At 39.6% G+C, this 23958-nt stretch carries 22 protein-coding genes; 9 read left to right on the forward strand and 13 right to left on the reverse strand.

What is annotated here, in order from left to right:
• The first annotated feature begins 301 nt into the window (after positions 1 to 301).
• Positions 302 to 955, forward strand: coding sequence for a peroxiredoxin (locus METTI_RS12605; RefSeq protein WP_211232215.1), 654 nt, complete (start codon positions 302 to 304; stop codon positions 953 to 955).
• 34 nt (positions 956 to 989) lie between these two features.
• Here METTI_RS12605 and METTI_RS12610 read toward each other — a convergent pair whose 3' ends face one another.
• A complete protein-coding gene (locus METTI_RS12610; RefSeq protein WP_023846208.1) occupies positions 990 to 1829 on the reverse strand; it encodes an MBL fold metallo-hydrolase in 840 nt (279 codons plus the stop codon).
• A 59-nt stretch (positions 1830 to 1888) separates the two neighbouring features.
• Complete coding sequence (gene thiC, locus METTI_RS12615) at positions 1889 to 3172, reverse strand: phosphomethylpyrimidine synthase ThiC (RefSeq protein WP_023846209.1); 1284 nt, start codon at positions 3170 to 3172, stop codon at positions 1889 to 1891.
• Positions 3173 to 3298: 126 nt separating this feature from the next.
• On the opposite strand from thiC, the gene METTI_RS12620 reads away from it, so the two are divergent.
• Positions 3299 to 3682 (forward strand): YybH family protein, encoded by a 384-nt coding sequence (locus METTI_RS12620; RefSeq protein ID WP_023846210.1) that lies wholly within the window; start codon positions 3299 to 3301, stop codon positions 3680 to 3682.
• Positions 3683 to 3764: 82 nt separating this feature from the next.
• On the opposite strand, the gene METTI_RS12625 is transcribed toward METTI_RS12620, so the two are convergent.
• Both METTI_RS12625 and METTI_RS12630 read right to left on the reverse strand, forming a co-directional pair.
• The gene (locus METTI_RS12625) at positions 3765 to 4562 is read right to left on the reverse strand and encodes a hypothetical protein (protein ID WP_023846211.1); all 798 of its coding nucleotides are present in this window, start codon (positions 4560 to 4562) and stop codon (positions 3765 to 3767) included.
• Between the two features lie 50 nt (positions 4563 to 4612).
• Positions 4613 to 5464, reverse strand: a complete 852-nt coding sequence (locus METTI_RS12630) for a hypothetical protein (RefSeq protein ID WP_023846212.1) — start codon at positions 5462 to 5464, stop codon at positions 4613 to 4615.
• 160 nt (positions 5465 to 5624) lie between these two features.
• Here METTI_RS12630 and METTI_RS12635 point away from each other — a divergent pair, with 160 nt between their 5' ends.
• Complete coding sequence (locus tag METTI_RS12635; RefSeq protein WP_023846213.1) at positions 5625 to 7940, forward strand: DNA topoisomerase I; 2316 nt, start codon at positions 5625 to 5627, stop codon at positions 7938 to 7940.
• Between the two features lie 254 nt (positions 7941 to 8194).
• On the opposite strand, the gene METTI_RS12640 is transcribed toward METTI_RS12635, so the two are convergent.
• From METTI_RS12640 to METTI_RS12675, 8 genes are all read right to left on the reverse strand, one after another.
• On the reverse strand, positions 8195 to 8716 hold the full coding sequence (locus METTI_RS12640) for a nitroreductase family protein (RefSeq protein ID WP_023846214.1): 522 nt from the start codon (positions 8714 to 8716) through the stop codon (positions 8195 to 8197).
• A gap of 81 nt (positions 8717 to 8797) precedes the next feature.
• Positions 8798 to 9805 carry a ketol-acid reductoisomerase gene (gene ilvC / locus METTI_RS12645; RefSeq protein WP_023846215.1) on the reverse strand — a complete coding sequence of 336 codons (1008 nt, stop codon included), beginning with the start codon at positions 9803 to 9805 and terminating at the stop codon, positions 8798 to 8800.
• A gap of 62 nt (positions 9806 to 9867) precedes the next feature.
• Complete coding sequence (gene ilvN, locus METTI_RS12650; protein WP_023846216.1) at positions 9868 to 10353, reverse strand: acetolactate synthase small subunit; 486 nt, start codon at positions 10351 to 10353, stop codon at positions 9868 to 9870.
• The gene (locus METTI_RS12655) at positions 10350 to 12047 is read right to left on the reverse strand and encodes an acetolactate synthase large subunit (RefSeq protein ID WP_023846217.1); all 1698 of its coding nucleotides are present in this window, start codon (positions 12045 to 12047) and stop codon (positions 10350 to 10352) included. Before METTI_RS12655 ends, ilvN begins: the two co-directional genes overlap by 4 nt.
• Before the next feature lie 66 nt (positions 12048 to 12113).
• On the reverse strand, positions 12114 to 13592 hold the full coding sequence (locus METTI_RS12660) for a (R)-citramalate synthase (protein WP_084324017.1): 1479 nt from the start codon (positions 13590 to 13592) through the stop codon (positions 12114 to 12116).
• A gap of 148 nt (positions 13593 to 13740) precedes the next feature.
• On the reverse strand, positions 13741 to 14787 hold the full coding sequence (locus METTI_RS12665) for a M42 family metallopeptidase (protein ID WP_023846219.1): 1047 nt from the start codon (positions 14785 to 14787) through the stop codon (positions 13741 to 13743).
• Positions 14788 to 14901: 114 nt separating this feature from the next.
• Positions 14902 to 15432 carry a PEF-CTERM sorting domain-containing protein gene (locus METTI_RS12670; RefSeq protein ID WP_023846220.1) on the reverse strand — a complete coding sequence of 177 codons (531 nt, stop codon included), beginning with the start codon at positions 15430 to 15432 and terminating at the stop codon, positions 14902 to 14904.
• A gap of 124 nt (positions 15433 to 15556) precedes the next feature.
• A complete protein-coding gene (locus tag METTI_RS12675) occupies positions 15557 to 18259 on the reverse strand; it encodes a DUF1616 domain-containing protein (RefSeq protein WP_023846221.1) in 2703 nt (900 codons plus the stop codon).
• A 239-nt stretch (positions 18260 to 18498) separates the two neighbouring features.
• Between METTI_RS12675 and METTI_RS12680 the strand changes: the two genes are divergently transcribed.
• Together METTI_RS12680 and METTI_RS12685 are read left to right on the forward strand one after the other, a co-directional pair.
• Entirely contained in the window at positions 18499 to 19320 is an 822-nt protein-coding gene (locus tag METTI_RS12680) for a M48 family metallopeptidase (protein WP_023846222.1), read from the forward strand.
• 2 nt (positions 19321 to 19322) lie between these two features.
• Positions 19323 to 19559 (forward strand): hypothetical protein, encoded by a 237-nt coding sequence (locus METTI_RS12685; protein ID WP_023846223.1) that lies wholly within the window; start codon positions 19323 to 19325, stop codon positions 19557 to 19559.
• Positions 19560 to 19573: 14 nt separating this feature from the next.
• Here the strand turns inward: METTI_RS12685 and artC are convergent, their stop codons facing one another.
• Positions 19574 to 20398, reverse strand: a complete 825-nt coding sequence (gene artC / locus METTI_RS12690; protein ID WP_023846224.1) for an archaeosortase C — start codon at positions 20396 to 20398, stop codon at positions 19574 to 19576.
• A 267-nt stretch (positions 20399 to 20665) separates the two neighbouring features.
• On the opposite strand from artC, the gene METTI_RS12695 reads away from it, so the two are divergent.
• From METTI_RS12695 to METTI_RS12710, 4 genes are all read left to right on the forward strand, one after another.
• Positions 20666 to 21454, forward strand: a complete 789-nt coding sequence (locus METTI_RS12695; protein WP_023846225.1) for a polysaccharide deacetylase family protein — start codon at positions 20666 to 20668, stop codon at positions 21452 to 21454.
• A gap of 14 nt (positions 21455 to 21468) precedes the next feature.
• The gene (locus METTI_RS12700) at positions 21469 to 22473 is read left to right on the forward strand and encodes a lipid II:glycine glycyltransferase FemX (RefSeq protein WP_023846226.1); all 1005 of its coding nucleotides are present in this window, start codon (positions 21469 to 21471) and stop codon (positions 22471 to 22473) included.
• 81 nt (positions 22474 to 22554) lie between these two features.
• A complete protein-coding gene (locus METTI_RS12705) occupies positions 22555 to 22923 on the forward strand; it encodes an acyltransferase (protein ID WP_245596130.1) in 369 nt (122 codons plus the stop codon).
• Entirely contained in the window at positions 22920 to 23942 is a 1023-nt protein-coding gene (locus METTI_RS12710) for a DUF354 domain-containing protein (RefSeq protein WP_023846228.1), read from the forward strand. The genes METTI_RS12705 and METTI_RS12710 overlap by 4 nt, the downstream gene beginning before the upstream one ends.
• Positions 23943 to 23958: the final 16 nt, after the last annotated feature.

The following is a 23958-nucleotide window of genomic DNA, read 5'->3' on the forward strand; positions in this document are numbered from 1 at the left end:
CATAATAAATAATAGAGTGCGGGCAGATTTGTTCTTTTTGATTCTGTCCTTTAGTTCATACTCTCAGAGAATGCACTTCTTAAAGGTGAAGTATATGGATGAGAAAAAAGACATGAAAAAGCATCTTGAAGATCAGTTCAAGGATATGAAAGACTATATTTCCAGAAACATTAAGGATCTGGAACTGGAAAAGGAATTTGATAAACAGGCAAAAGAGATTAATGAATATCTTGACAGCAGCATGAAGAAATTAAAAGCAAGTGTGGGGGAGAAGCACATGTCAGATGGAGAAACTATCAATATGCCTCTTATAGGCGACAGCGCACCGTCATTTACAGCTGTGACAACAGCAGGTGAAATACATTTCCCGAAAGACTACAAGGGTAAGTGGGTTATACTTTTCAGTCACCCTGCTGACTTTACTCCTGTCTGCACTACAGAATTCATGACATTTTCCAGCATGCAGGGTGAATTCAGTGAACTGAACGCTGAACTTCTGGGTCTTTCAATTGACAGTATCTATGCGCATATTGCATGGCTGCGTACCATCAAGGAAAAAATCGAATACAAGGGTATGAAAGATATGGAAATCAATTTCCCTGTAATTGCCGACCTTAAGATGGAAGTAGCAAAGAAATTCGGCATGGTACAGCCAAATGCATCTGATACCCAGGCTGTCAGGGCTGTATTTATGATTGATCCGAAAGCAAAGATCAGAGCAATTGTTTACTATCCATTATCCAACGGAAGAAACATGGATGAGATCAAAAGGCTGTTGCTTGCAATGCAGAAATCTGATGCAGAGGGAGTTGCTACACCTGCCAACTGGCAGCCAGGAGACGATGTGATAATACCACCACCGGGATCCTGTGGAACTGCAAAGGAAAGAGTTGAATCAAAAGAAGAAGGCAAGTATTGTCTTGACTGGTTCATGTGCTTTAAGAAACAATCCTGATATAAATGTAGAGGACTCAATGAGTCCTTTTTTATTATTTATATTCAAGCTGAAGGCCGCAACCAACTTCTTTCAGGTTACAAACTCCGGCTAGTGCTATTTTTGAGTTCAGGTCTGTACAGTGGCATGCATGGACTTCCTTTGCGTTAAGATTGCGGAAATAGTCAACGGTTCCTTTCATCTTTTTTTCAGGTGGAGTCTGCAAATGGAAACCTCCGATGACATCAATTACTCTGTTGTCACTGCAGACTTTTTTTGCATATTCTATCATGTTGCAGATTCCTGAATGAGAACACCCTGTTACAATAACAAGACCTTGTTGCGTTTTTATTGCAAGTGCCGTGTCGTCAAGAAGTTCATCATCACTTTCTTTTCCATCGATTATTATCTTGCTTTCAGGCGAGTCATTCTCAAAGTCAAATTTCCGTGGAATCTGTCCAAGGAAAACAACATTCTCAGTAATCCATAGTGGCTCGCTGCTTACTCTTAATTTAAATATTCTTGCAATCTTTTCCTCAGAAACAAGTGTCCCGATTTCCTGAACTCCAGAATATGTTCTGCTATTGAATACTAAAGGATGTGCAATCAGGTCCGGCTCCAGATGTTCCAGGCCTTCTATCTGCGCTTCGGTGTAAAGTTTGATAAGAGGATCAAGTCCCCATGTGTGATCCAGATGTGCATGTGACAGTACAATATGGTCAATATCCAGAAGATCGATATTCATTTTTCGTGCATTTAGGATAAATGCATCTGAATAGCCTGTGTCAAAGAGAATCTTTTTCCTGTCAGCTTCAATTAAATAGGAAACTCCCGGTTCGCCCAGTAAGTAACGGTCAATCAGGGTGTTGTTATCTATGAGTACGGTTAGTTTCATAGACTAAAATAAGATTGAAAGGTTAAAAAAGTTATATTTTAAGAGGAAGTGACAAAATGTCACTTTTTCTTCTCTTCTTCAAGCGCCTTACTGACAATTTTCATAGCACAGAGATCACCGCACATGGAACAGGCTTCACTGCCCGTATTCCTGCTGTCTCTGATCTTCTTTGCCTTCTCACCATCAATTGCAAGTTTAAACTGAGCATCCCAATCGAGATTTTTGCGTGCATGTGCCATTTTGTTATCAATTGCTCTTGCACGTTCTTTCTGTCCTTCTTTTGTAAGGTCGGCAGCATGGGCTGCAATTTTTGTAACGATGGTTCCTTCACGGATATCGTCGTTTGTTGGCAATGCAAGATGTTCTGCCGGTGTTGTCATACACAGGAAATCTGTACCACACATGCCAGCAAGTGTACCACCGATTGCTCCGGTTATGTGGTCATATCCCGGTGCAATGTCTGTGACAAGCGGGCCAAGAAGGTAAAGTGGTGCATTGTGACATAGATTCTTCATTCCTTTGACACTTAATTCCACTTCATCTAACGGAACATGTCCGGGACCTTCAACAAAGCACTGGATATTCTCTTCCCTTGTTCTCTTGACAAGCTCACCAAGAGTTATGAATTCCATAAATGAAGGTCCGTCAGATGCATCATGGATACATCCCGGTCTCATGCCATCGCCAAGGCTGATAGCCATATCGTATTCATAGGCAATTTCCATGAGATAATCGTATTCTGCATAGAATGGATTATCTTCTCCGTTATGCAACATCCATGCAAGTGTGAATGATCCTCCACGGCTGACGATATCAGTTATACGGTCTGCGTTTTTTATTCTCTTCAGGGCATCCTGATTAACAGCAGCATGAATTGTGACAAAATCAATTCCATCCTTTGCATGTTTGCGTACTGCATTGAACATATCATCGGATGTCATGTCAACAACAGCTTTCTGTGAAGATGCTGCCTGGTAAATCGGAACCGAACCAATTGGGATGTTCACTGCATCCATTATCTTTTTCCTGATAAGGTCAAGATCTCCTCCGGTTGAGAGATCCATGAGTGCATCGGCACCAAAGGTTTCTGCGGTCTTTGCCTTCTCAACTTCCTCTTCGATATTGATGTAATCCCTTGAAGTTCCAATATTGGCATTTACTTTAGTACTGAGGTATTTTCCTATACCTACGACCCTGCAGTCCCTTACAGGGTTGTTCGGGATACTTATGGTCCCGTTGGCAACACATGAACAGATGGTCTTAGCATCAATGCCCTCGTCTCTGGCAACGGCTTCCATCTGTGGTGTTATTTTGCCCTTTTTAGCATCTTCCATTTGTGTCATAGTATCTCCTGCATGCAGTGTCTTTTAGGTGCAGATACATTGTAGGGACATATATATGTTTCACAGGACTTATGTAATATTTGAACTTGTTCAGATATTATGTTATGCTTTCTTGAGGGAAAAAGAATGAAACAGCATCCAATAGAATTACTTATCAACAAAGCTGATACTGCTATTAACCAGGAAGATTTCAATACTTTAACAGATATATATGCAGATGATGCTGTTTTAGTTATTCAACCAGGGATGAATGCAGTCGGAAAAGAGCAAATAAGAAAGGCGTTTGAGGGTATTGCCTCTCACTTCGAACATACTCTGGATGTCAGGCAGACAGGAATGAAAATTCTGGAGACGGGGGATACTGCATTGGTTTTGGCAAAAACTCTCGTTTCAGCTAAAGGGCACCCTCTTCAGGAGCGTAAGGCTACATATGTTTTCAGAAAGGATGCAAACGGTGTCTGGTTTTGTGTAATTGATAATTCATATGGGCATGATCTTCTTGATGCCTGAACACAACAAATCATCAGTATATGCTGTTGATTTGTGTTTTTCATTTATGAATCTGATTGAGATTATCCTATACTGCTTCCTATTATTCATCGTAAAATCTTACGCCATGAGATATTGTCGTAGTATAAAATCCTTTTTTTGTATCCTCTTCTTTTGTACTTTCTTGTATGTGCATTGAGTAGAGTTCACCTTTGTAGAATGCTGTTTCTATCGTCAAATGACCATTTTCATCATTCATGTTTATATCCATAATGATGTAAGGTTTCTCTTTGTCGACAGGAAGAGGTTGCTGCACAGAGGCATATTTGGAGTTAATTTCATCCGCAATTGTGTCTGCTTTATTAGCATCCTGATTGACTGTATAGTTCGATAGAATAAACATGACTTTGTTTGTTTCAGGATCTGCCAGTTCTATGGAGTTGTTCTGTATATTATAGCTACAATCTTTTCCCTGTCCATATATCCCAGACATTGTTACTCCATCTTTATTGTATATTCTTCCATTCTCCGGTTGTGTAGAATACGTATGGATATCATATCTGTCAAGATCTGCTGCAAAAAACGTAATTTTTTCATCTTCACCAAAGTCTGCATTGGAATAGACCTCAGCACCGGAATAACTTCTGGAACCACTAAATGTTAATGTTATGGTGCCCGATGATTTCTGAACAAGATTTCCGGAGTGCAGGTATCTTGTATCAATACCTTCCTCCTCAATGGCTTTTTCTGCAATTGCAGTCAATTCTTTTCCATATTCTGATTGAGGGTCTATAATGACATTTTTGCGGGCTTCTGCCATCTCATAATGCACCGCAGCAAAGGAAATTAAAATTATTACAATGCTGATTAATATTATTTTGTAATTTTCTTTAAAGTTCATATTTAGCCCTCAGCATGGTCATTATAGTTTGAAGCATAAGTCAATTGAAATTAGTCCTGCGCTGTTTCTTCCTCATTGTAATACTTTACAGTATGCGAGATCACTACATTGTAAATATCCTGTGTTATTTCTTCTGTATGCAATAAGTATAGTTCCTCTTTATCAAAAAAGACATCAAGGACTATCCAGCTTTCTTTTGTTTCCTGCGTTAAATCTATTACTGCATAAGGCTTCTCTTCACTAACAGAAAGTAGTTGCCTGGCAAAAGGATATTCAGAATTAATCTTTTCTGTTATTGTATCATTCCTGTCTTCATACAGGTTTACTTTGTAATCTGGCAATATGAACACGATATTATCTGTTGCCGGGTCGATAAGTTCTATGGAATCGCCATTTATCCTGTAGTTGTAATCTTTTCCCCATCCTGATTTTTGAATTGTGCCTGAAAAGCTCTTGCTATACTTTCTCCTGTTTTCCGGCAAATGATTTCCGTAGATTCCCATATGATAATTGTAAACGTCATATACGTCAAGATCAGGTTCGAAAAACGTAATGGTTCCCGTATCGGCAAATTCTCCGCATGCGTAGACCTGAGAACTGGAAAAACTCTTTGAACTCTGGAATTTCAGCCTGACAGCATTTGGAGCATACTGAACAATATTTTGAATTGAAGTGTAGTTATTGTCAAAATCTTCGTCCTCGATTGCTTTTTCTGCTATGGATGTCAGTTCCATACCATATTCTGACTGGGGATCTATTATCTGCCATGGTCTGATTGGAGGCTCAATATTATAGCCAGGAGTTCTGTGATAGTCAGAGATGGCACAAAACATTGCTACAAGCAAAATAGAAAATATCACGAGAATTATCAATATATGCTTGTAGTTCTTTTTTAAGTTCATGCACTGACCACTAATTTATTTTATTTTTTATTTTATTATATTTTGATATATAATTAATTCGGTAGAAATTATGTGGTCACATCATGTAACTATAACTTCAATTATCACTTTCACCCTGCAAGCTCAATTTTTATCTACAATCAGGACATAGGGTTGCAGCATGTCTATAGTCGTATTCACGGAAAAGAACAAAGCAGCTTCCCAGATAGCAAGTATTCTCAGCGGAGGGCACTTTAACCGGGCTTCGGTGGAAAGTATTCCTGTATATGACTTCAAGATGAACGGCAAAGAATGGAGGATAATGGGACTTGCCGGTCACATCATGGGTTATGATTTTCCTGAGCAGTTTAACAACTGGCGTGAATGCGATCCGGCTGTTCTTCTGGACACTCCTCCTGTAAAAAACGTAACTAAAAAACCATATGCTGCTGCAATATCACTTCTTGCAAGCGGGGCTGAAGAAGTTGTCCTTGCATGCGACTTTGACAGGGAAGGGGAGAATATTGGTTTTGAAGCAAAAGAGATTGCTGAAAGAGTGGCTTCCCTGCCGGTTAAAAGAGCACGCTTTTCATCACTTTCTTCCAGTGAAATCAAAAAAGCATTTTCAAATCTTGTTGAGCCGGATTACAATATGGCAATGTCCGCAGAAGCCCGTCAGATTCTAGATCTTAAAATGGGTGCGGCTTTTACCCGCTTTATGACATTGTCCGTAAGGGAGAAAGCCCGGACAAAAGGTGTTATTTCCATTGGCCCGTGCCAGACACCTACCTGTGGATTTGTCTATGAAAGGGAGAAGCTCATAAAGAACTTTAAACCAAAAGACTTCTGGAAAATAGAGGCAATTTTCAATTCTAACGGTTCAGATTTTACCGGTGTTCACAGGGCCGGAAACATTCATGAAAAAGAAAAAGCAGATGAGATTTTCGCTCGCATAAAAGATTGCAAGACTGGTCTTGTTGACAAGAAAAGTGTAAAGGAAGCTCGCACCAATCCTCCTTATCCGTTGAATACAACTGAGTTCCTGAAACGCTCTTCTAAATTCCTGGGTGTGAGTCCGGAGGAGGCACTTGAAACCGCAGAACAGCTTTATCTTTCCGGTTTTACCAGTTATCCCAGGACTGAGACCAATAAGTATGCAGATGATTTTGATTTCAAATCAAAACTGGTGGCTTTTTCATCAGGAATTTATCAGAAATATGCCCTGGAAGTAATCTCTGCAGGAGAGATTAGCTGCAGGAATGGCACAAAGGACGGACACGACCACCCTCCTATCCATCCTATCAAGGCCGCTTCAAAAGATGATGTCGAAAGAAGTGTCAGAATGCCCAATGCATGGAAGGTTTATGACCTGATAGTGAGGCATTTTCTTGCAAACCTGATGCAGCCTGCCATTTTTGAGAAAACAAGAATGGAAATACTTGTTGGCGGGGAAATTTTTGATGTAAAAGGTTCAATTCTTAAAAGTGCAGGTTGGCTTGCTGTTTATCCATTTGAAACTAAAAATGACAAACTTCTTCCATTCATCGAGGAAAAAGATGAGGTTGACGTAAAGAAGCTAAAAAATACAAAATCCGAGACAACTCCTCCAAAACGCCTGACTGAGGCTGAACTTCTGACTCTGATGGACAAGCATGGTATCGGTACCAAGGCCACAGCTCCAAGTCATATTGAAACCAATAAGAAAAGAGGATATTTTGAAACAAAAGGTAAAACAATAGCCATTCTGGATACTGGCTTTACCCTGATGGATACTCTGGATGCTACGGTTCCTATTCTGGTACAGCCTGAGATTCGGGCACGTATTGAATCTCTTATCCAGGATGTTGAAGATGGCAAAAAATCTCTTGAAAGTGCCCTTGAAGAAGGGACTCTGCTGATCAAAAAAATGTATTCCCAGCTAACATCGAGCAAGGAAGCCATTGCTGCCAGAATGGCAGGTACCATTGTTGATGAACAGGTTGCAACCGATAAGAAAAACTTTGTTGGAACCTGTCCTGAATGTGGAAGGATGCTGCACATGATCAAGACTGACAAGGGACGCTTTGTAGGTTGTACTGGATATCCTGAATGCAAGAATACTTATCCTCTGCCAAAGGCAGGTGCACTTACTGTTCTGCGCTCACAGCAATGTGAAAAAGGTGGTGTTGCGGTAATGAAAGTGGGTAACAAGTATAACTGGGCAGTGGGGATTGGTCCATGTTTTACCTGCGATCTGGAAAAGAAATGTTTCCCTCCTGAAATTGTAGGTCCGTGTCCGGCATGCGATGGTTCGATGTTCCTGATAACCACAAAAGATTCCCGATTCCTTGCTTGTACCAACAGATGCGGGCACACGCAATCTGTGCCTAAATCAGGTAGACTTACTATTCTTGACAGGCTATGTGAGCATTGTGGATGGCATATACTCCGTGTAAAAGAGCAAAAACAGGATGCTAAGGAGTTTTGTGGTAACAGGAAATGTCCAGGTAAAAGGTAGTCTTTAATGATTAATCAATCAAATTTGAGTTCTTGTTAAATCAGTTTTTCTTGATTTAATGCCAAATTTGAAAAAGCCTTATATATGATAAAATCCCTTTTAAGGACTAGAGACGAATTGTAGACCTATTTCCTGATCATGTCTACTAAAAAATGGGTCAAGCCGATCTACTACCTCCAATATACCTCCAATTTATCACAATTCGTCTCTGCCTCCAACATTTTTTCTTATTTTCTGATGGGTAGAATATCCAGTTAAATTTTGTTTCCGTATTTTTCACTGAAAACTATGTCTTCAAGTTCTTTTCGTGATGGGCTTTTGCCATTATCTGCGGGTTTGCCTATTGCAAGTACTGCCATAAGCTCCAGAGAAGCAGGACAGTTGAGAATCAAGTTAACTTTATCTGACTGGTTTAGTATCTCACCCAGCCATACTGCACCCAGTCCAAGGTCACAGCAGGCAAGCAGCATGTTCTGAATGGCTGCACCGATGGCCTGTATGTCTTTTGTTTTGTTGTACATTGTTTCGGTGTCAAGGTATACTGCTATTAACAAGGGTGCATCCTGAACTATTTGAGAATAATGCGTGCAGCCTGCGATTTCTTCCATGGTTTCTTTATCTTTAATAACTATGAATTTCCATGGCTGGTTGTTAAGGCCGGATGGTGCCCATCTTGCTGTCTCCAGTATTATCATGATTTTTTCATCGCTTATTGATTCGTCTGTGTATTTTCTGATACTTCTTCTTGAAAGGATTGTGTCAATTACTTCTGGCACATCTATACCTCCGGTTAAAGGGAAATTATTGTAAGATTATTTGTAGTAAAGAATAAAAAAAGGTTGTGTAGACCAATTGGTCTACTTTTCGTTAAGCTCACTGTTAAGCCATGGCATCTTAGCTCTTATTTCTTTACCAATGACTTCCAGTGGGTGTTCTCTGTCCTGTCTCTCCATTGCGGTGAGTACCGGTCTGTTTGCCTTGCCTTCAAGTACGAACTCACGGGCAAATTCTCCGTTCTGGATCCTGTCAAGAGCTTCATACATAGCTTCTCTTGAGAGCTCGTTGATGACCTTTGGACCTACTGTCATTCCACCGTATTCTGCGGTGTTAGATACAGAGTACCACATCTTGTCAAGACCACCCTCGTGGATAAGGTCGACAATGAGCTTAAGCTCGTGGCATGTCTCGAAGTATGCCATCTCTGGCTGGTAACCTGCTTCAACAAGTACTTCGAAGGAAGTCTTGATGAGTGATGCAACACCACCACAAAGGTCTACCTGCTCACCAAAGAGGTCAGTCTCGGTTTCCTCGCGGAAGGATGTCTTGTAGACTCCTGCACGGGTACATCCGACACCTTTTGCGTGTGCAAGTGCCATTTCCATTGCCTTACCGGTTGCGTCCTGATAGACTGCTACAAGACCTGGAACACCAGCTCCATCTACGTAGGTTCTTCTTACAAGGTGTCCCGGGCTCTTTGGAGCTACCATATAGACATCGATGTCTTTCTGTGGAATTATCTGGTTGTAGTGGATGTTGAATCCGTGTGAGAATACTATTGCGTTACCTGCTTCAAGTCCTGGCTCGATCTCGTTGTAGTATACCTGTGACTGTACTTCATCAGGGAGGAGAATCTGGATGACATCTGCCATCTTTGCTGCATCTGCAACTGTCATGACCTTAAGGCCATCTTCTTCTGCCTGCTTCCAGCGTCTGCTTCCTTCTCTGAGGCCTACTGTTACGTCAAGTCCTGAGTCATGAAGGTTCTGTGCCTGTGCATGTCCCTGGCTTCCGTAACCCATTACTGCGATCTTTTTACCTTTAAGCAAGTTAAGGTCTGCATCGTTATCATAATACATTTGTGCCATTGTATGTTCCTCTAATCAAAATATATCATTTATAATTAAAACACCTATAAGTGCCTGAATAATTAAGAACTCTTCTGTCCTCTCTTGAGGGCTACTTTTCCGGTTCTTACCATTTCCTTTATTCCAAAGGGTCTGAGTAACTGTTCGATTGCAGTGATCTTGCCGTCATCACCTGTCACTTCAATAATCATTGATTTTGAAGCAACGTCGATGATGCGGGCTCGGAATATGTCTGCTATCTGCATTATTTCGGAACGGTTAGTCACATCTGAATTGACTTTTATTAAAGCCAGTTCTCTATCAACCGATTCTTCAGATTTGAGATCTGTAACTCTGATGACATCGATAAGCTTGTTAAGCTGCTTTGTGACCTGTTCCAGTACTTCATCATCTCCCATGACAACAATGGTCATACGGGAAATTGTAGGGTCATCGGTGACTCCCACCGTAAGGCTGTCAATGTTATAACCTCTTCTGGAGAACATGCCTGCGACTCTTGAGAGTACTCCGTATTTGTTCTCGACCAGAACTGCAAGTGTATGTCTCATTCTTTCCTCTCCAGATCAAGTATTTCGTTGATCGCAGCACCTGCCGGTACCATTGGTGATACGTTTTCTTCCTCTTCAACTATAAAGTCAATGACTGTCGGTCTGCCAGATGCAATAGCTTCTTCGATTACAGGGCGTACTTCGTCACGCTTGGTGGCTCTAAGTCCCAGTGCACCGTATGCTTCTGCAAGTTTAACAAAATCGACACTGTTCTGGATGCATGTTGCAGAATATCTCCTGTTGTGGAAAAGCTCCTGCCATTGTCTTACCATTCCAAGGTATCCATTGTTGAAAACAGCAACAATAACCGGTACGTTTTCCTGAACTGCTGTTGCAAGTTCCTGTGAGTTCATCTGAAATGACCCGTCACCTGCGATATCAAAAACAACTTTATCAGGTTTTGCAATCTTTGCTCCAATGGATGCAGGGAATCCATAACCCATTGTTCCAAGTCCACCTGATGTGATAAATGTTCTTGGTTCACTGAATCTGAAGTACTGTGCAGCCCACATCTGGTGCTGTCCTACTTCAGTAACTATTATTGCGTCTTTGCATGCTTCGGTTATCTGCTCGATAATGTACTGTGGTTTGATTCCGTCACCTGTTGCCGGTTCAACATAATGAAGTGGATGCACTTTCTTCCAGTGTGTTATCCTGTCAAGCCATTTCTCAGATTGTGCGGGTTCGGCATATTTCAGCAATTTCTGAAGTATCCATTTTGCGTCTCCTACTATTGGAACATCAACCTTTACATTCTTTGAAATCTCTGCAGGGTCAATGTCGATGTGGATGATCTTTGCGTTTGAAGCAAAAGCCTTGAGTTTACCGGTTACCCTGTCATCAAACCTTGCACCTACTGCAATAAGAAGGTCAGATTCCTGTATGGCATAGTTTGCATACTTTGCACCGTGCATACCTGGCATTCCAAGGAACAACTCATGTTCTACAGGGAATCCACCCATGCCGGTAAGGGTTGTTGTCACAGGTGCTTTTATTTTCTCTGCAAGCTCAAGAAGTTCTTTGCTGGCATTGGAACTTATGACACCGCCACCTGCATAGATCACAGGGTTCTTTGATTCTTTAATTGCAGAAGCTGCTCTTTTTACCTGCTGCAGATTTCCTTGGTATGTTGGTTTGTAACCTTTAAGGTCAACTTTTTCAGGGTAATAGAAGTCGATCTCCTGTACTGTGACATCCTTTGGGAGATCTACCAGTACAGGTCCGGGTCTGCCTGTGGATGCAATATGGAATGCTTCCTTGATTACTTGTGGAAGCTCATTTGCATCCTGCACAAGGTAGTTGTGCTTTGTAATTGGCATTGTTATGCCGGTGATATTTGCTTCCTGGAATGCATCATTGCCCAAAAGACTGCTTGGTACCTGTCCGGTGAAAACCACCATTGGTATAGAGTCCATGTATGCGTTTGCAATTCCTGTCACAAGATTTGTCGCACCAGGTCCTGAAGTTGCAATACATACTCCGGTCTTTCCTGTTGCTCTTGCATATCCTTCTGCTGCGTGGGCAGCAGCCTGTTCGTGGCGGACAAGTATGTGACGGATGTCCGCATCATAAAGTTCGTCGTATATGGGGAGCAGTACGCCACCGGGATATCCGAAGATGGTGTCTACACCTTCCCTATACAGGCACTCGATGAGGGCTCGGGCACCTGTCATTTTCTCCGTCGATTCAGTCATATGAAACCTCTGAAATGTAAATTCTCTGCGTAAATTGATAGTATCTGCCTTATATGTTTCTAAAATTTAGATAAGACGGTTAATTCCGTTAAGAACGGCCTCCACGGACGCCATAACAATATCTGTCCTTGAACCTCTGGCTGTAACCATTTTTCCATCCTTTGAAAGCTTTACAAGAACTTCTACAAGAGCATCAGTTCCGCCACTTATAGCATCGACATGATATTCTTCAAGCTGGACATCAGCAATTCCTGATACTCCTTTTTTGATGCTTGCAAAGGCTGCATCAACAGGCCCGTCTCCTATACCTGCCTCTACAACATCCTGGCCTTCAACTTTAAGCTTGACTGATGCTGTTGGAGTAACTTTGTTACCTGATACAACAGTGTATTCTTCAAGAATAACTTTTGCTTCTCTTTCGATGCTGAGGACTGTTTCAGCTATTGTCTGCAGGTCTGCGTCGGTTACTTTTTTGCCATGATCTCCAAGCTCCTTGACACGGTTAAGTATCTCATGCAGCTGAGAATCATCAACATCAAATCCCATTTCTTTAACGGCAAGGGTTACAGAACTCTTACCTGCATGTTTTCCAAGAACGATCTTCCTTTCCCTTCCGAGTATTTCCGGCTTTATCGGTTCATATGTTTCCGTGTCAGCCAGTAAACCGTGTACGTGGATACCTGCCTCATGGGTAAATGCATTACCACCGGTGAGTGATTTGTTAGGTGCCACAGGTATGCCTGTGAGCCTGCTTACAAGTCTTGAGGTCTTGAAGATCTCTTTTGTATTAATTCCGGTCTTGTGTTTGTATAACCATTCAATGGTCATCACAACTTCTTCCAGTGCAGTATTTCCAGCTCTTTCACCTATTCCATTAATGGTTACATGGGCCTGCTGCGCTCCTCCTCTCAAGGCTGCTATTGTGTTAGCGGTTCCCATGCCAAAGTCATTGTGGCAATGGATACTCACGGGCGCTTTTACTGCTGAGCAGATATCACTGAAAACAAGTTCTGCCTTCTCAGGTACAAGTAAACCTACAGTATCACAATAACATAATCTATCTGCGCCTGCGTCGACTCCGTCATTATATAATGACTTAAGGAAATCAACGTCTGCCCTGGAGGCATCTTCACCGCTGAGTTCTACAATAAGGCCATGTTCTTTTGCATATTCTGTGGTCTCAATGGCCATTTTCCTGACGGCTTCCCTGTCTTTTTTCAGCTTCACGTTGATATGCAAGTCTGATACAGGTGCCACCAGGTGAATTGAATCGACATCACATGCCAGTGCATAATCCACATCTGGTTTCATGATTCTACAGTAGCTGCAGATCTCTGCATTTAGCCCTTCAGCAACTACGGCCCTTATGGATTCGCGTTCACCTTCTGAGGTGATTGCTGAGCCTGCCTCGATGACATCAACGCCAAGCTCATCAAGCTTAGTGGCAATGTCTACCTTGTCCTTGCTGGTAAGCGCTACGCCTGGTGTCTGTTCGCCGTCTCTAAGAGTTGTGTCTAAAAACCGGACATTTTCGAATAATATAATCCCTCACGATATTTGTCTGTCACTGAGTAGCAACAGCTTAGAGGGATACACTGAAGTGCTATATATGTATAACGATTAATTTATCATGATTCATCACGAAAAAGAGCGGGGGATAGATATCCCCGCAAAAAAGTTGTACTAATTAATTCTAAAAATAGTCATTCACACTAAGAACTGCTTTTGCTATAAGATCTGAGCAGCTCTGCAGGTCTGCAAGGTCAAGGACTTCCACAGGGGAGTGGATATATCTTGTTGCAACACTGATTACAGTAGATGGAATTCCATCTCTAGTAAGATGGATTGCTGTTGCATCAGTAGTACCGCCATCACCAACATCCGTCTGATAATCTATTTCATTCTTTTCTGCGGTTTCAACAAGCCATTTGATGACCTGTGGTGCTGCAATTATGCCTCTTCCTGCTGCATCAGCAATTGTAATAACTCCTCCTTTTCCTGTGTCAAGTGAGGATTCATTCTTGCTCATGCCTGGGTGGTCTCCTGGGATTGTAGTGTCAATTGCTATTGCTATATCAGGATCAAGTCCGAACGCAGAGGTACGTGCTCCTTTAAGTCCGACCTCTTCCTGAACGGTTCCTACAGCATAAATGGTTGCTTTTATGTCAAGTTCAGCAATCTGTCTCATGGCATCGATCATTATTGCACAGCCTGCCCTGTTGTCGAATGCTTTGCCTGTTATTTTTCCGTTTGCAAGTTTTCTCACTTCACGGTCCATGGATACCGGTGTTCCGACTATTATGCCCATGTTCGCAGCATCTTCTTTGTCCTTTGCACCGATGTCGATGAACATATCTTTTGCTTCAGGAGGTTTTTTCCTGTCTTCTGGCTTCATAACGTGTGGTGGTTTTGATCCAATTACGCCTGGTATTGGTCCTTTTGTAGTATGGACAATGACTCTCTGGCTATGGAGGGTTGGGTCATACCACCCTCCTATTTTTACAAACTTGAGGAAACCATTGTCATCTATGTATTTGACCATCAGGCCAATTTCATCCATGTGTGCAGCAAGCATTATTGAAGGCCCTTCACCTTTTCTGGTTGCGATGAGATTTCCCATTTTGTCGGTTCTCATTTCATCAACATAAGGTTTGAGCTCTTCTTCAAGAATGGTTTTTATGTTTCCTTCACTACCGGATATCCCATGAGCATTAGATAATTTTGTGATTAATTCTTCCATGATTATCATCTTCTGATGTTATTCAGGGAAGTATGGGTTTAAAAGAATATAAGTTTTAGAGTAGATGAATTAAAACTAGAATAAAAAAGAGAAAAAAGGAGTAAGTTAATTTACTTACTCTTCCTTGCGGCGCTGCATGAAGAATGCGAGACCGATGATTGCAGCTACTGGGAGTGCAATTGTTGGGAATTCCGGAATAGTTTCAATAGTTCTTGAAGCTGTCTGGAATTCTACGGTTTCTCCACCTGCACCTACTTCTATGTAGTAACGTGCTCCTTCTGGTGCATCTTCATCAAGTGAGACTGTTATTACACCTTCATCCATGTAACTGGCTCCACCTGGAATAAATCCATCTGGATTGTATGCAGTATTGAACTCAATAGTCACGTCACTTGCATCTGCTGTTGCTGGTGATCCTGCTCTTACACTTACTTCTTCAATTGTATACTCGAAAAATTGATTGTATTCAGCTGGAATTATTGATGAAGCGTAATAACTGAGTACTATTGATTCTCCTGGCTTCAGAAGTACTGGGTTTGCTGCAACGTTGTTTCCTGCTGCATCATACAAAACTGCCTGGTAGGCAGATGCAGTTCCTGCCATAGCTATTATAGCTATAAAAAGCATTACTAATATTTTCTTCATTTTCGTACCACCTCTTATATTTCAAAGATTTTTACTGTTATGCTTCCTTTGTATTTTTTCTATATATATGTTTGCAATCCCTATCTGATGTCATACTCATCATTATGATGATATTGCTTTTTTATTATGATACATAAAATGTCCACTCTTCTTTTATTGAATTACCTGCCTGATCAACCACAGTTAATTCTACAGTATTTTCACCATCCAACAAGTCATTGGCCAGATAGAACAGTGAACTATATCCAATTTCGGTATCAGATGTTACATCTACACCATTCACCTTCAAGACTAATAGTGTCTTGTCAATGCCTGTTCTATCGTCAGTGTATGATGCGGTTATTGTGTAGGTACCTGTTGAAATTGTTTCTCCGTCTTCAGGTGAATAACTTTCGATTTCAGGTTCCTCTCTGTCAATTACAAAAGTATCTTCTTCGTAAAGCTGCTCATCATTAACAGTCTTTGCTTTTGCAATAATCCTCGCAACACCATCATGAGTATCATCGTCAATTTCTATACTATATATATATTCATCATCGTCTTTGCTTTCATAGGTTGTCTCTATTACATACCCATATCTATCAATTATAGTTACTGTTGGTTCTTTTTCTAAAGCTGTAGATGCTGATATACGCAGTTCTGCATCCTCTGAAGTCTTTTCAGGGATTACAGTAATTGTCAGTTCTTCTAATGATTCATCAGTATATAATGTGCCAAATGTATATGCTGTATTGTTGGAGTAGTCTGTTGCTATTACTTCAATATCGAATGTATCCTGAACATCTATTGTGTATTTACTGCTCCATGTTATGTAATCCTCTGTATCAAGAATTATTGTTTCTGCGGAACCGAAGTTTTGTGGGGTTACTATGCATGTTACCTCAGATAACTCCTTATTAGACTCTACTGTCAGGTATGTTGTCTCTGTTGCAGGATTTGGTGTTATGTCCAGTTCAATTTCCGGTGCAGAACTATCAATAGTTGTGCTTGAATCCGGATTAGAGTCTGCTATTTCTTTATTCAATGCATTATCAACAGCTATAGATCTGAAATAGTACGTTGTTCCTTGTTCTCCTTCAAACTCTGCTGAAGTCATTGTTGTTTTTGTAATCCAGTTCTTCCAGGTAGTACCATCAGTGGAGTACTGTATGTCATAGTAGTAAATTCCGGATCCCGAATCAGTTCCATTCCACTCTACAACGAACTTTGAATTACTAGTTTTTGGAAGTGCCAGTATTTTTGAATCGGGAAGTTCAAATTCTACTGTGTTATCTTCCTTTATGTATGGTGATAATGCTGATTCAGGTATGAACGTAACTTCATCTATTATCATTTCAACAGGATAAAGTTGCTGTAATCTTCCTTGCAGAAGTATAAAGGAAAGTGTATTGTTTCCTTCCTGTAATTGAACAGGAACCTCAATATGCTGCCATCCTTCATCACCGTTAACACCGTCAATCCAGACAAGTTCCCTGTTAAACACAATTCTCTTTGACTGTGTTTCATCTTTGTCTTCAGTGCCTTTGGTGTATGTGTCCTTCAGATAACAGGAAAGGATTACATCGGCAGATTCCTCGCTGTATATTATTTGTTCCAGTGTGTGTGTAGCATACTGATCAATTATTCCCTCATAACTTGCATTAATGACATAGGCCTGTGATGCATATATTCCAGATTCATTCAAGTAGTAACCTGTGCCTATTGTGTCATTTGTGGTAGTAAATTCCCATCCGTCTTCAGATTCCATAGATGGGTTTATTATTTCTACGAAATCTATTACTTCATGTTCTTTTGTTGTGACAGGCTCAGTGCTTAATACCTGATTTACCCAGAGATGCACTGTTCTATATGCACGACCTTCTGAATCTTCTTTATATAGTGCAAGTTCCAGTTTCTGCTTTCCCTGCTTTGATTTTGCAGGGGTTATTGTAAGTTCTTCTTCCCACTTTTCCTCGTGGTCCAAGGTTATTTCAATAGTATTGACTGTAGTATCGTCCAGAGTTATTTCAAGCGTGTAATTTTCTTTCGCATATTCAAAATTCTCGATACCTGCAATAATTTGTATAGGATCACTGGTTGAGAAATTCTCCGGGTAGTTTTCAGCCTTGCCATCCGGACCCAATATGTATAATGTTGTGAACGTTTCTTTTTCCCTGGTGGCTTTTGCGTAGGCAAACATTGAACCGGCAACGATAATTGAAAGCACCATTGCTATTATAAGTGTTTTTGTTATCTCGGGGGATAACTTTTCACTGGTTTGTAATGCAGGTTTGCTTTTATCTCTGGATGGCTTGCGCATAGATGATATCTTTTTCCTATTCCTGGCAGCAAAACGCTTGTCTTCGACAGTTTCATCGTAACAAATTTCTCCTTCTTTCATATCATCATTGCATGTTTCAGGTTCTGTAAGAGAGCGGATAAAATCTTTATAAGAAAAGCTAAACTGCTCCTCCACAGGAAGACGTTTCCTTGCCAGATAAGCTATAATTCCAAATATGAAAGTAAGTAATACAAGTGAAAAGGTAATTGAGTTTGGCCTGAATTTCCATACAGTAAGGCTGATAAGGAATCCATCAAAAACCATGATGACAATACTAAAACCAACACTTAATGTGAATCTTTCAATTCCAGAGATTTCCCGGTTTCCGGGGAACATGGCGGAAATAAAAGCATACCCTGGTACAAAAAATATCAATATCAATGCAAAAGGTATCCTTAATGGGGTTTCACTGAAAGGCGGAACCAGGATAAACACGATTGATAGTAATGATATCAGATATATGATTTTCAGATCCTGGGTGTATCTGCATTTATTTTTGCCAAACATTTATTCACTTGTTCCTGTAAGTTATTCTGGTTATGAAATATGAATGAAATATTTATGGGTTGAATGTAATTATTTGCTAAAATATATAAGTATAGGGTGCCATTGTATATCAACTTTGGAATAAAACAGCTTTAATATAAAAATGAGGGATCACCATTAGGAATAATGTATGGATATATCTTCTGCTTATTATAATTACCCTTCCTGTAGTATCAATTTCATTCTACTTAGGAGGCCTGGTGCCGGGAATTTTGAGTTTTTTTATCGTCCTCATATTGTGCAGAGTTATCTATCTCTTTTCATCACGTTTTATTTTGAAGTGGTATGGATGTCATGATTTTCCATCCGGAGAATTTGGGAATATCTCTGAAATGTTAGATGCTCTTTGTAGTATATTCTCTGTAAAAAAGCCAAAAATTCATTTATTTGAATCATCCGTTCCTGTAATTTTCACAGTTGGTTCAAAGAGAAAATCTCATATTATTGTTTCCCGTAAGTTGCTGGTTCTTCTGGAAACGGATGAATTGGAAATGGTCTTTGCAAGGGAACTATCCCGCATAAAAGAAGGAAAGGTGGATCAAAACACTTTTGTAGCACTTGTAGCAGGTATCATTGCTTCATTTTCAACCACTGCCTTATGGATGGCTATGCTGGCTGGCTTTGGCCAGGAGAACGATCCAGCTCCGAAATTCATACGATTTGTCGTTATGGGGGTCATTATGCTGCCATGTTCATTGATTGTTTACGCTGGAGCTTCTGATTCCACTTCAAAAGCTGATACTGATGCAGTTAGAATGATGGGTAAAAAAGTCGAATTATCATCTGCATTAAAAAGACTATATAATGACATACTGCTTAATTCCATGGAGTATTTTAACCCCGGGCATGTACATCTGTATGCTATGAACCCTGTCAAGGTCAATTCATTTTTTGATATTCATCTCTCTCTCTTTGATATGAAGCCTGATCTTTCTTCACGTTTGAAAGCCATTGATGCCATAGGGACTGGTGTAAGTCAGGAAAAGATTATTAGAAAAAGAACGGATGGAGTTGAGGTTTGAACATGTTTACAGAGATCAATTATTTTTATACAAGCCTTAAAGACTGGCAAAAAGCAATGATGTTCAGTTTTATTTCTTATTCAATCATTCTTTTTGGTCTTATTGTGGCTATTACTTTTATATTAAAAGATTTTAAGTTCCTGCTTGTATTGGGACTTAGTTTTGTTTATATGGGCACTGTTATAGTTATGATGTTCATCTTAATCAGGATATTCAAAAAGAGATTAATAGAACGCTGAATGCATTCTATTTTTTATTTTCTGTTTATAATGTACATGATACCACCTGCAGTGACTGCAAATATCATCCAGCCTATATGTGTGTGGACTACCATCATAACGTCCATTCCATAGAGGTATGCAGTGATATACAAAATAAGTACTCTGATAAGATTTGCAATATATGCGATAAGAACTGCAAAACCCAATAAGCCAAATGTCTTTTTCATGTCCATTTTTTCTATTCTTGAATAACCGGCAACAATGCCTATCAACAGGAACATTGAATAAAGTCCGGAACAAGGGCCACCTATCACTATAGTCATGGGTTCAGCACCATACAGGATGACAGTTTCTGTGGCTATTATTTCTATGGGGATTCCAAACATTTTTATGAATGCCACAGTTGGCATAAGGACAAAATAATGGTCAAACAGGTGCAGGAAATCAATGTTGAAATGTCCGAAGAATGAATAGAATATTAAGTATAATCCGGTAAACACAGAGGATATATAAAATCCAAATTCTCCAAGTTGCTTAAGGTCCTTTTTCCCTGTACCCATTGCTATCAATGAAATTCCAAGGAAAAAAACCATTGAATCAAGTGTTCCCAGTTCGCTGCTGTTTACATAGTTAAATATAAGGTCTGCAGCTACAATGAACCCACCTATGAGCATGAAGTTCCTTGAACTCTGTAATCCTTCTGTTCCTTTTAATTTCATTCTGGAAATCAGGATTGCAGCTATAATAAAAAGTATTACACCCATTATGGTAGAACCTTCACTGAGTTCTATTGTTGCCCCCGTGAAAAGTGCAAGTACTAATAGGATAATTACTAAGTTTTTGTTTTCATCTTGCATTTTTTGTACCCATTTACAGAATCATTAAAATGATATATATATTTGACTGAAGTCCTCATCATCATCATTTTTTGAGCAGGTGCTAACTTTATATAGTTTATAATTTATATTTTGTCTCTGTTTAGTAATCCGTCTAAATAACAGGGTGATATTGTAATATACTATGGGAGTTCCTGTTTCAATAATACTTAATGCACATCAGTTGAATTTGATTACTTAAACACTAAAATGTACATATTGATTATCATCTAACACTGAGGTTCTGTCTTGAGAGATTTCACATTATCCAAATATGAAGAACTTATTAAAGCAATAGGGTCTACGGAATATAAACCTCTGCCAGTCCTTGATTATCTGTCATCACCAGAAGGAAAGTGCATCATACTACGTCATGATGTGGACCGTGCAGTTGACAGGAATCTTGATATGGCAAGGCTGGAAGCAGAATATGGTGTCAGATCAACTTATTATTTCAGACATGTGAAAGATGTTTTTATCCCTTCAGCTATTGAAGAAGTAGCCGACCTTGGACATGAAGTTGGTTTCCATTATGAGGTAATGGACAAAGCACAGGGTGATAAGGAAAAGGCTCTGGAAATATTCAAAGCAGAACTGGAAGATCTCCGTAAATATGCAGAGGTTACAACTGCATGCATGCATGGAAATCCTTTTGCTTCGTGGTCCAACAGGGATCTCTGGAAGGATCATAATCATACAGATTTTGGTATTGTAGGTGAACCTTATTTTTCTATTGATTACAGCAAGGTGCTTTATCTCACAGATACCGGAAGAACCTGGGCGGATCGCAATATACGTGTAAAGGATGTTCTTGAAAGTCCTGATAATGAACTGAGTGTCAGGTATGGGAAAACCATAAAATCTACAGATGATGTTATTAATCTTGTGAAGCGTGAAGAGGTTGAGCAGATGTGTATCCTTGCACATCCTAACAGGTGGTGTGATGGAATGCTGGGTTGGACCAAAGAGCTTGTCTTCCAGAATCTCAAGAATGTTGGCAAGGCCGGGATTATTCAATACAGGAAAATAACTCAGTAGTTCAGGAGAAGTTCATGGCATTGATTACTGATATTTTTGATGACACAGAGTGGGATAAGTTTGTTCTTGAGAATCCTCATGGGAATATTTTTCAAACTTCTTATATGTCAAAGATTTATGAGAAGGCCAACAAGTATGAACCTGTACGCCTTGTAGCAAGAGATGAAGATTCTGGGAATATCCTCGCTTTAATTCAAGGTTCGGTTATTTGTGAGATGAAAGGGTTGCTTTCGTCTTTTTCATCACGTTCTGTAATACATGGTGCTCCTTTATTTGTTGACTCTGTTCTTGGCAGGAAAGCGGTTCAAGAGCTTATTGTTCATTATAATGGTTTAATTAAAAATAAGATTGTTTATACCCAGATTCGAAATATGTGGGATACAAGTGATTACCACGATATATTGTCCGGCTTAGGTTATGAATATGAGGAACATCTGGATTTTCTTATTGATCTTGACCGAAATGAAGAGGAAATATGGTCAGATATTCAAAAATCACGCAGAAAAGGTATCAATAGAGCTGAAAGGGATGGAATCACAGTTAAAAATGTAGAATCGATGGAAGAATTGGGGCTGTGTTATGATTTAGTTCTTGAAACATATAAACGATTTAAAATTCCCATAGCAGATTTTTCCCTATTTGAAGCGGTATTCAATGATCTTTCAGGTACTACATATGCAGATTTCTTTATTGCTTACAAAGATGATGAGGCTGTAGGTACAAGAATTACTCTTAATTATAAAGAAATGGTATATGATTGGTATGCTGGTTCACGTATGGGTGTGGATTATGTTGATGAGGCTCTTGTGTGGCATATTCTCAAAACAAATGCTGGCAAATATAAAGTATTTGATTTTGGTGGTGCTGGTCATCCTGATAAACCGTATGGTGTCAGGGAGTTTAAGAGAAGGTTTGGTGGGGAAATGGTGAATTATGGTAGGTATGAGAAGGTACATTCTACTTTAAGGAAGAAGATTGCATTTATTGGTCTTTCATTTTACAACAAAATAAAGGTGTGAGTTCCTATGCTATGGCGTTTAAGAAAAAAGATATTTAAATTCATAGCAAAAAATATGCCTTTTTATCCTCTCAGACTTTTTTTGTACTCAAAATGTGGATATGTTATAGGAAAAGATTCTTACATTGCAGAAGGTCTTGTCATAGCTGAGAAACTGGAAGATAAAGGCAATGTTATTATTGGTGATAGGGTTGCTATTGGTCCAAATGTTATTTTGTTGTCATCATCTGATCCTAATAATTCAAAAATAAATCCCTATGTAAAGATCCAGCGTGGAAAAGTTACTATAAAGGATGATGCGTGGATAGGAGCTGGGTCAATTATTATGCCGGATATTATAGTAGGTGAAGGTTCGGTTGTCGGTGCTGGAGCTGTTGTTACTAAAAATGTAGCTGATTATTCTATTGTTGCAGGTGTTCCTGCAAAAAAAATAGGGGTTGTAGAAAAATGAAAGTGCTTTTTGATGTAGGACATCCTAAAGATATAAATGTTTTTAAAGATGTAATTTATGGTCTGCAGTCAAAGGGACATGAAATACAGATCTTTGCACGGGCTAAAGAAAATACAAGAAAAATGCTTGATGATCTAAAAATGGATTATCATCTTTGCCCTTACTATTCTAATATTGGTGGGAAAGCTTTAGGTATACTTGTAAATGATTTTCGCTTATATAAATTTGCAAAAAAAGTTAAGCCGGATATATTTGTAAGTCCGGGTTCTCCTTATTCAGCGCATGTAAGCAGATTACTAGGAAAATCTCACATTGCGTTTCCGGATACTGAAATAGCCGGAATAGTAATGAAGTTGACATTTCCTTTTACTGATAAAATCTATACTTCTACAAGTTTTTATTTAGATTTAGGTCCAAAGCAAGAGAGGTTTGAAGGCTACTATGAACTGGCTTATCTTCATCCTGATTACTTTAAGCCGGATGTAAGTGTTCTTGAAAAATATGGACTTGAAGAATGTAATTATATTGTAGTAAGATTGTCTGCTCTGTCGTCTCATCATGATATTGGTGCTCATGGATTCAGCTTTGAATCAGAAAGTGAATTAGGTGCGTTCATTGCAAAGTTTGAGAAATATGCAAGGATTGTGATATTTTCTGAAACTGATCAATGGTCACTGATTGAAAAATATAGTTTGGATATGGATCCTGCGGATTTGCATCATATTTTGTACTTTGCTAAAATGTATATCGGTGAGGGAGCAACAATGGCTTCAGAATCAGCCGTTTTGGGTGTACCTTCGATATATGTTTCTAATACCAGACGTGGGTATTTAAATGAACTTGAAAGTAAGTACGATCTAGTTTATACTATTGAACACAAAGAAAAAGCGCTAATAAAAGCTGAGCTTCTTTTAGAAGACTCTGGTTTAAATAGAAAATGGAGAGAAAAGAGTTATTATTTATATAATAATTCTATAGATGTAGTTGCATTCATAATGGATGCAATTGAAAAAAAGTAATAAGTTTATTAATGAT

This window comes from Methanolobus tindarius DSM 2278 (assembly GCF_000504205.1).
In the GTDB taxonomy this organism is placed as follows: Archaea; Halobacteriota; Methanosarcinia; order Methanosarcinales; family Methanosarcinaceae; genus Methanolobus; species Methanolobus tindarius.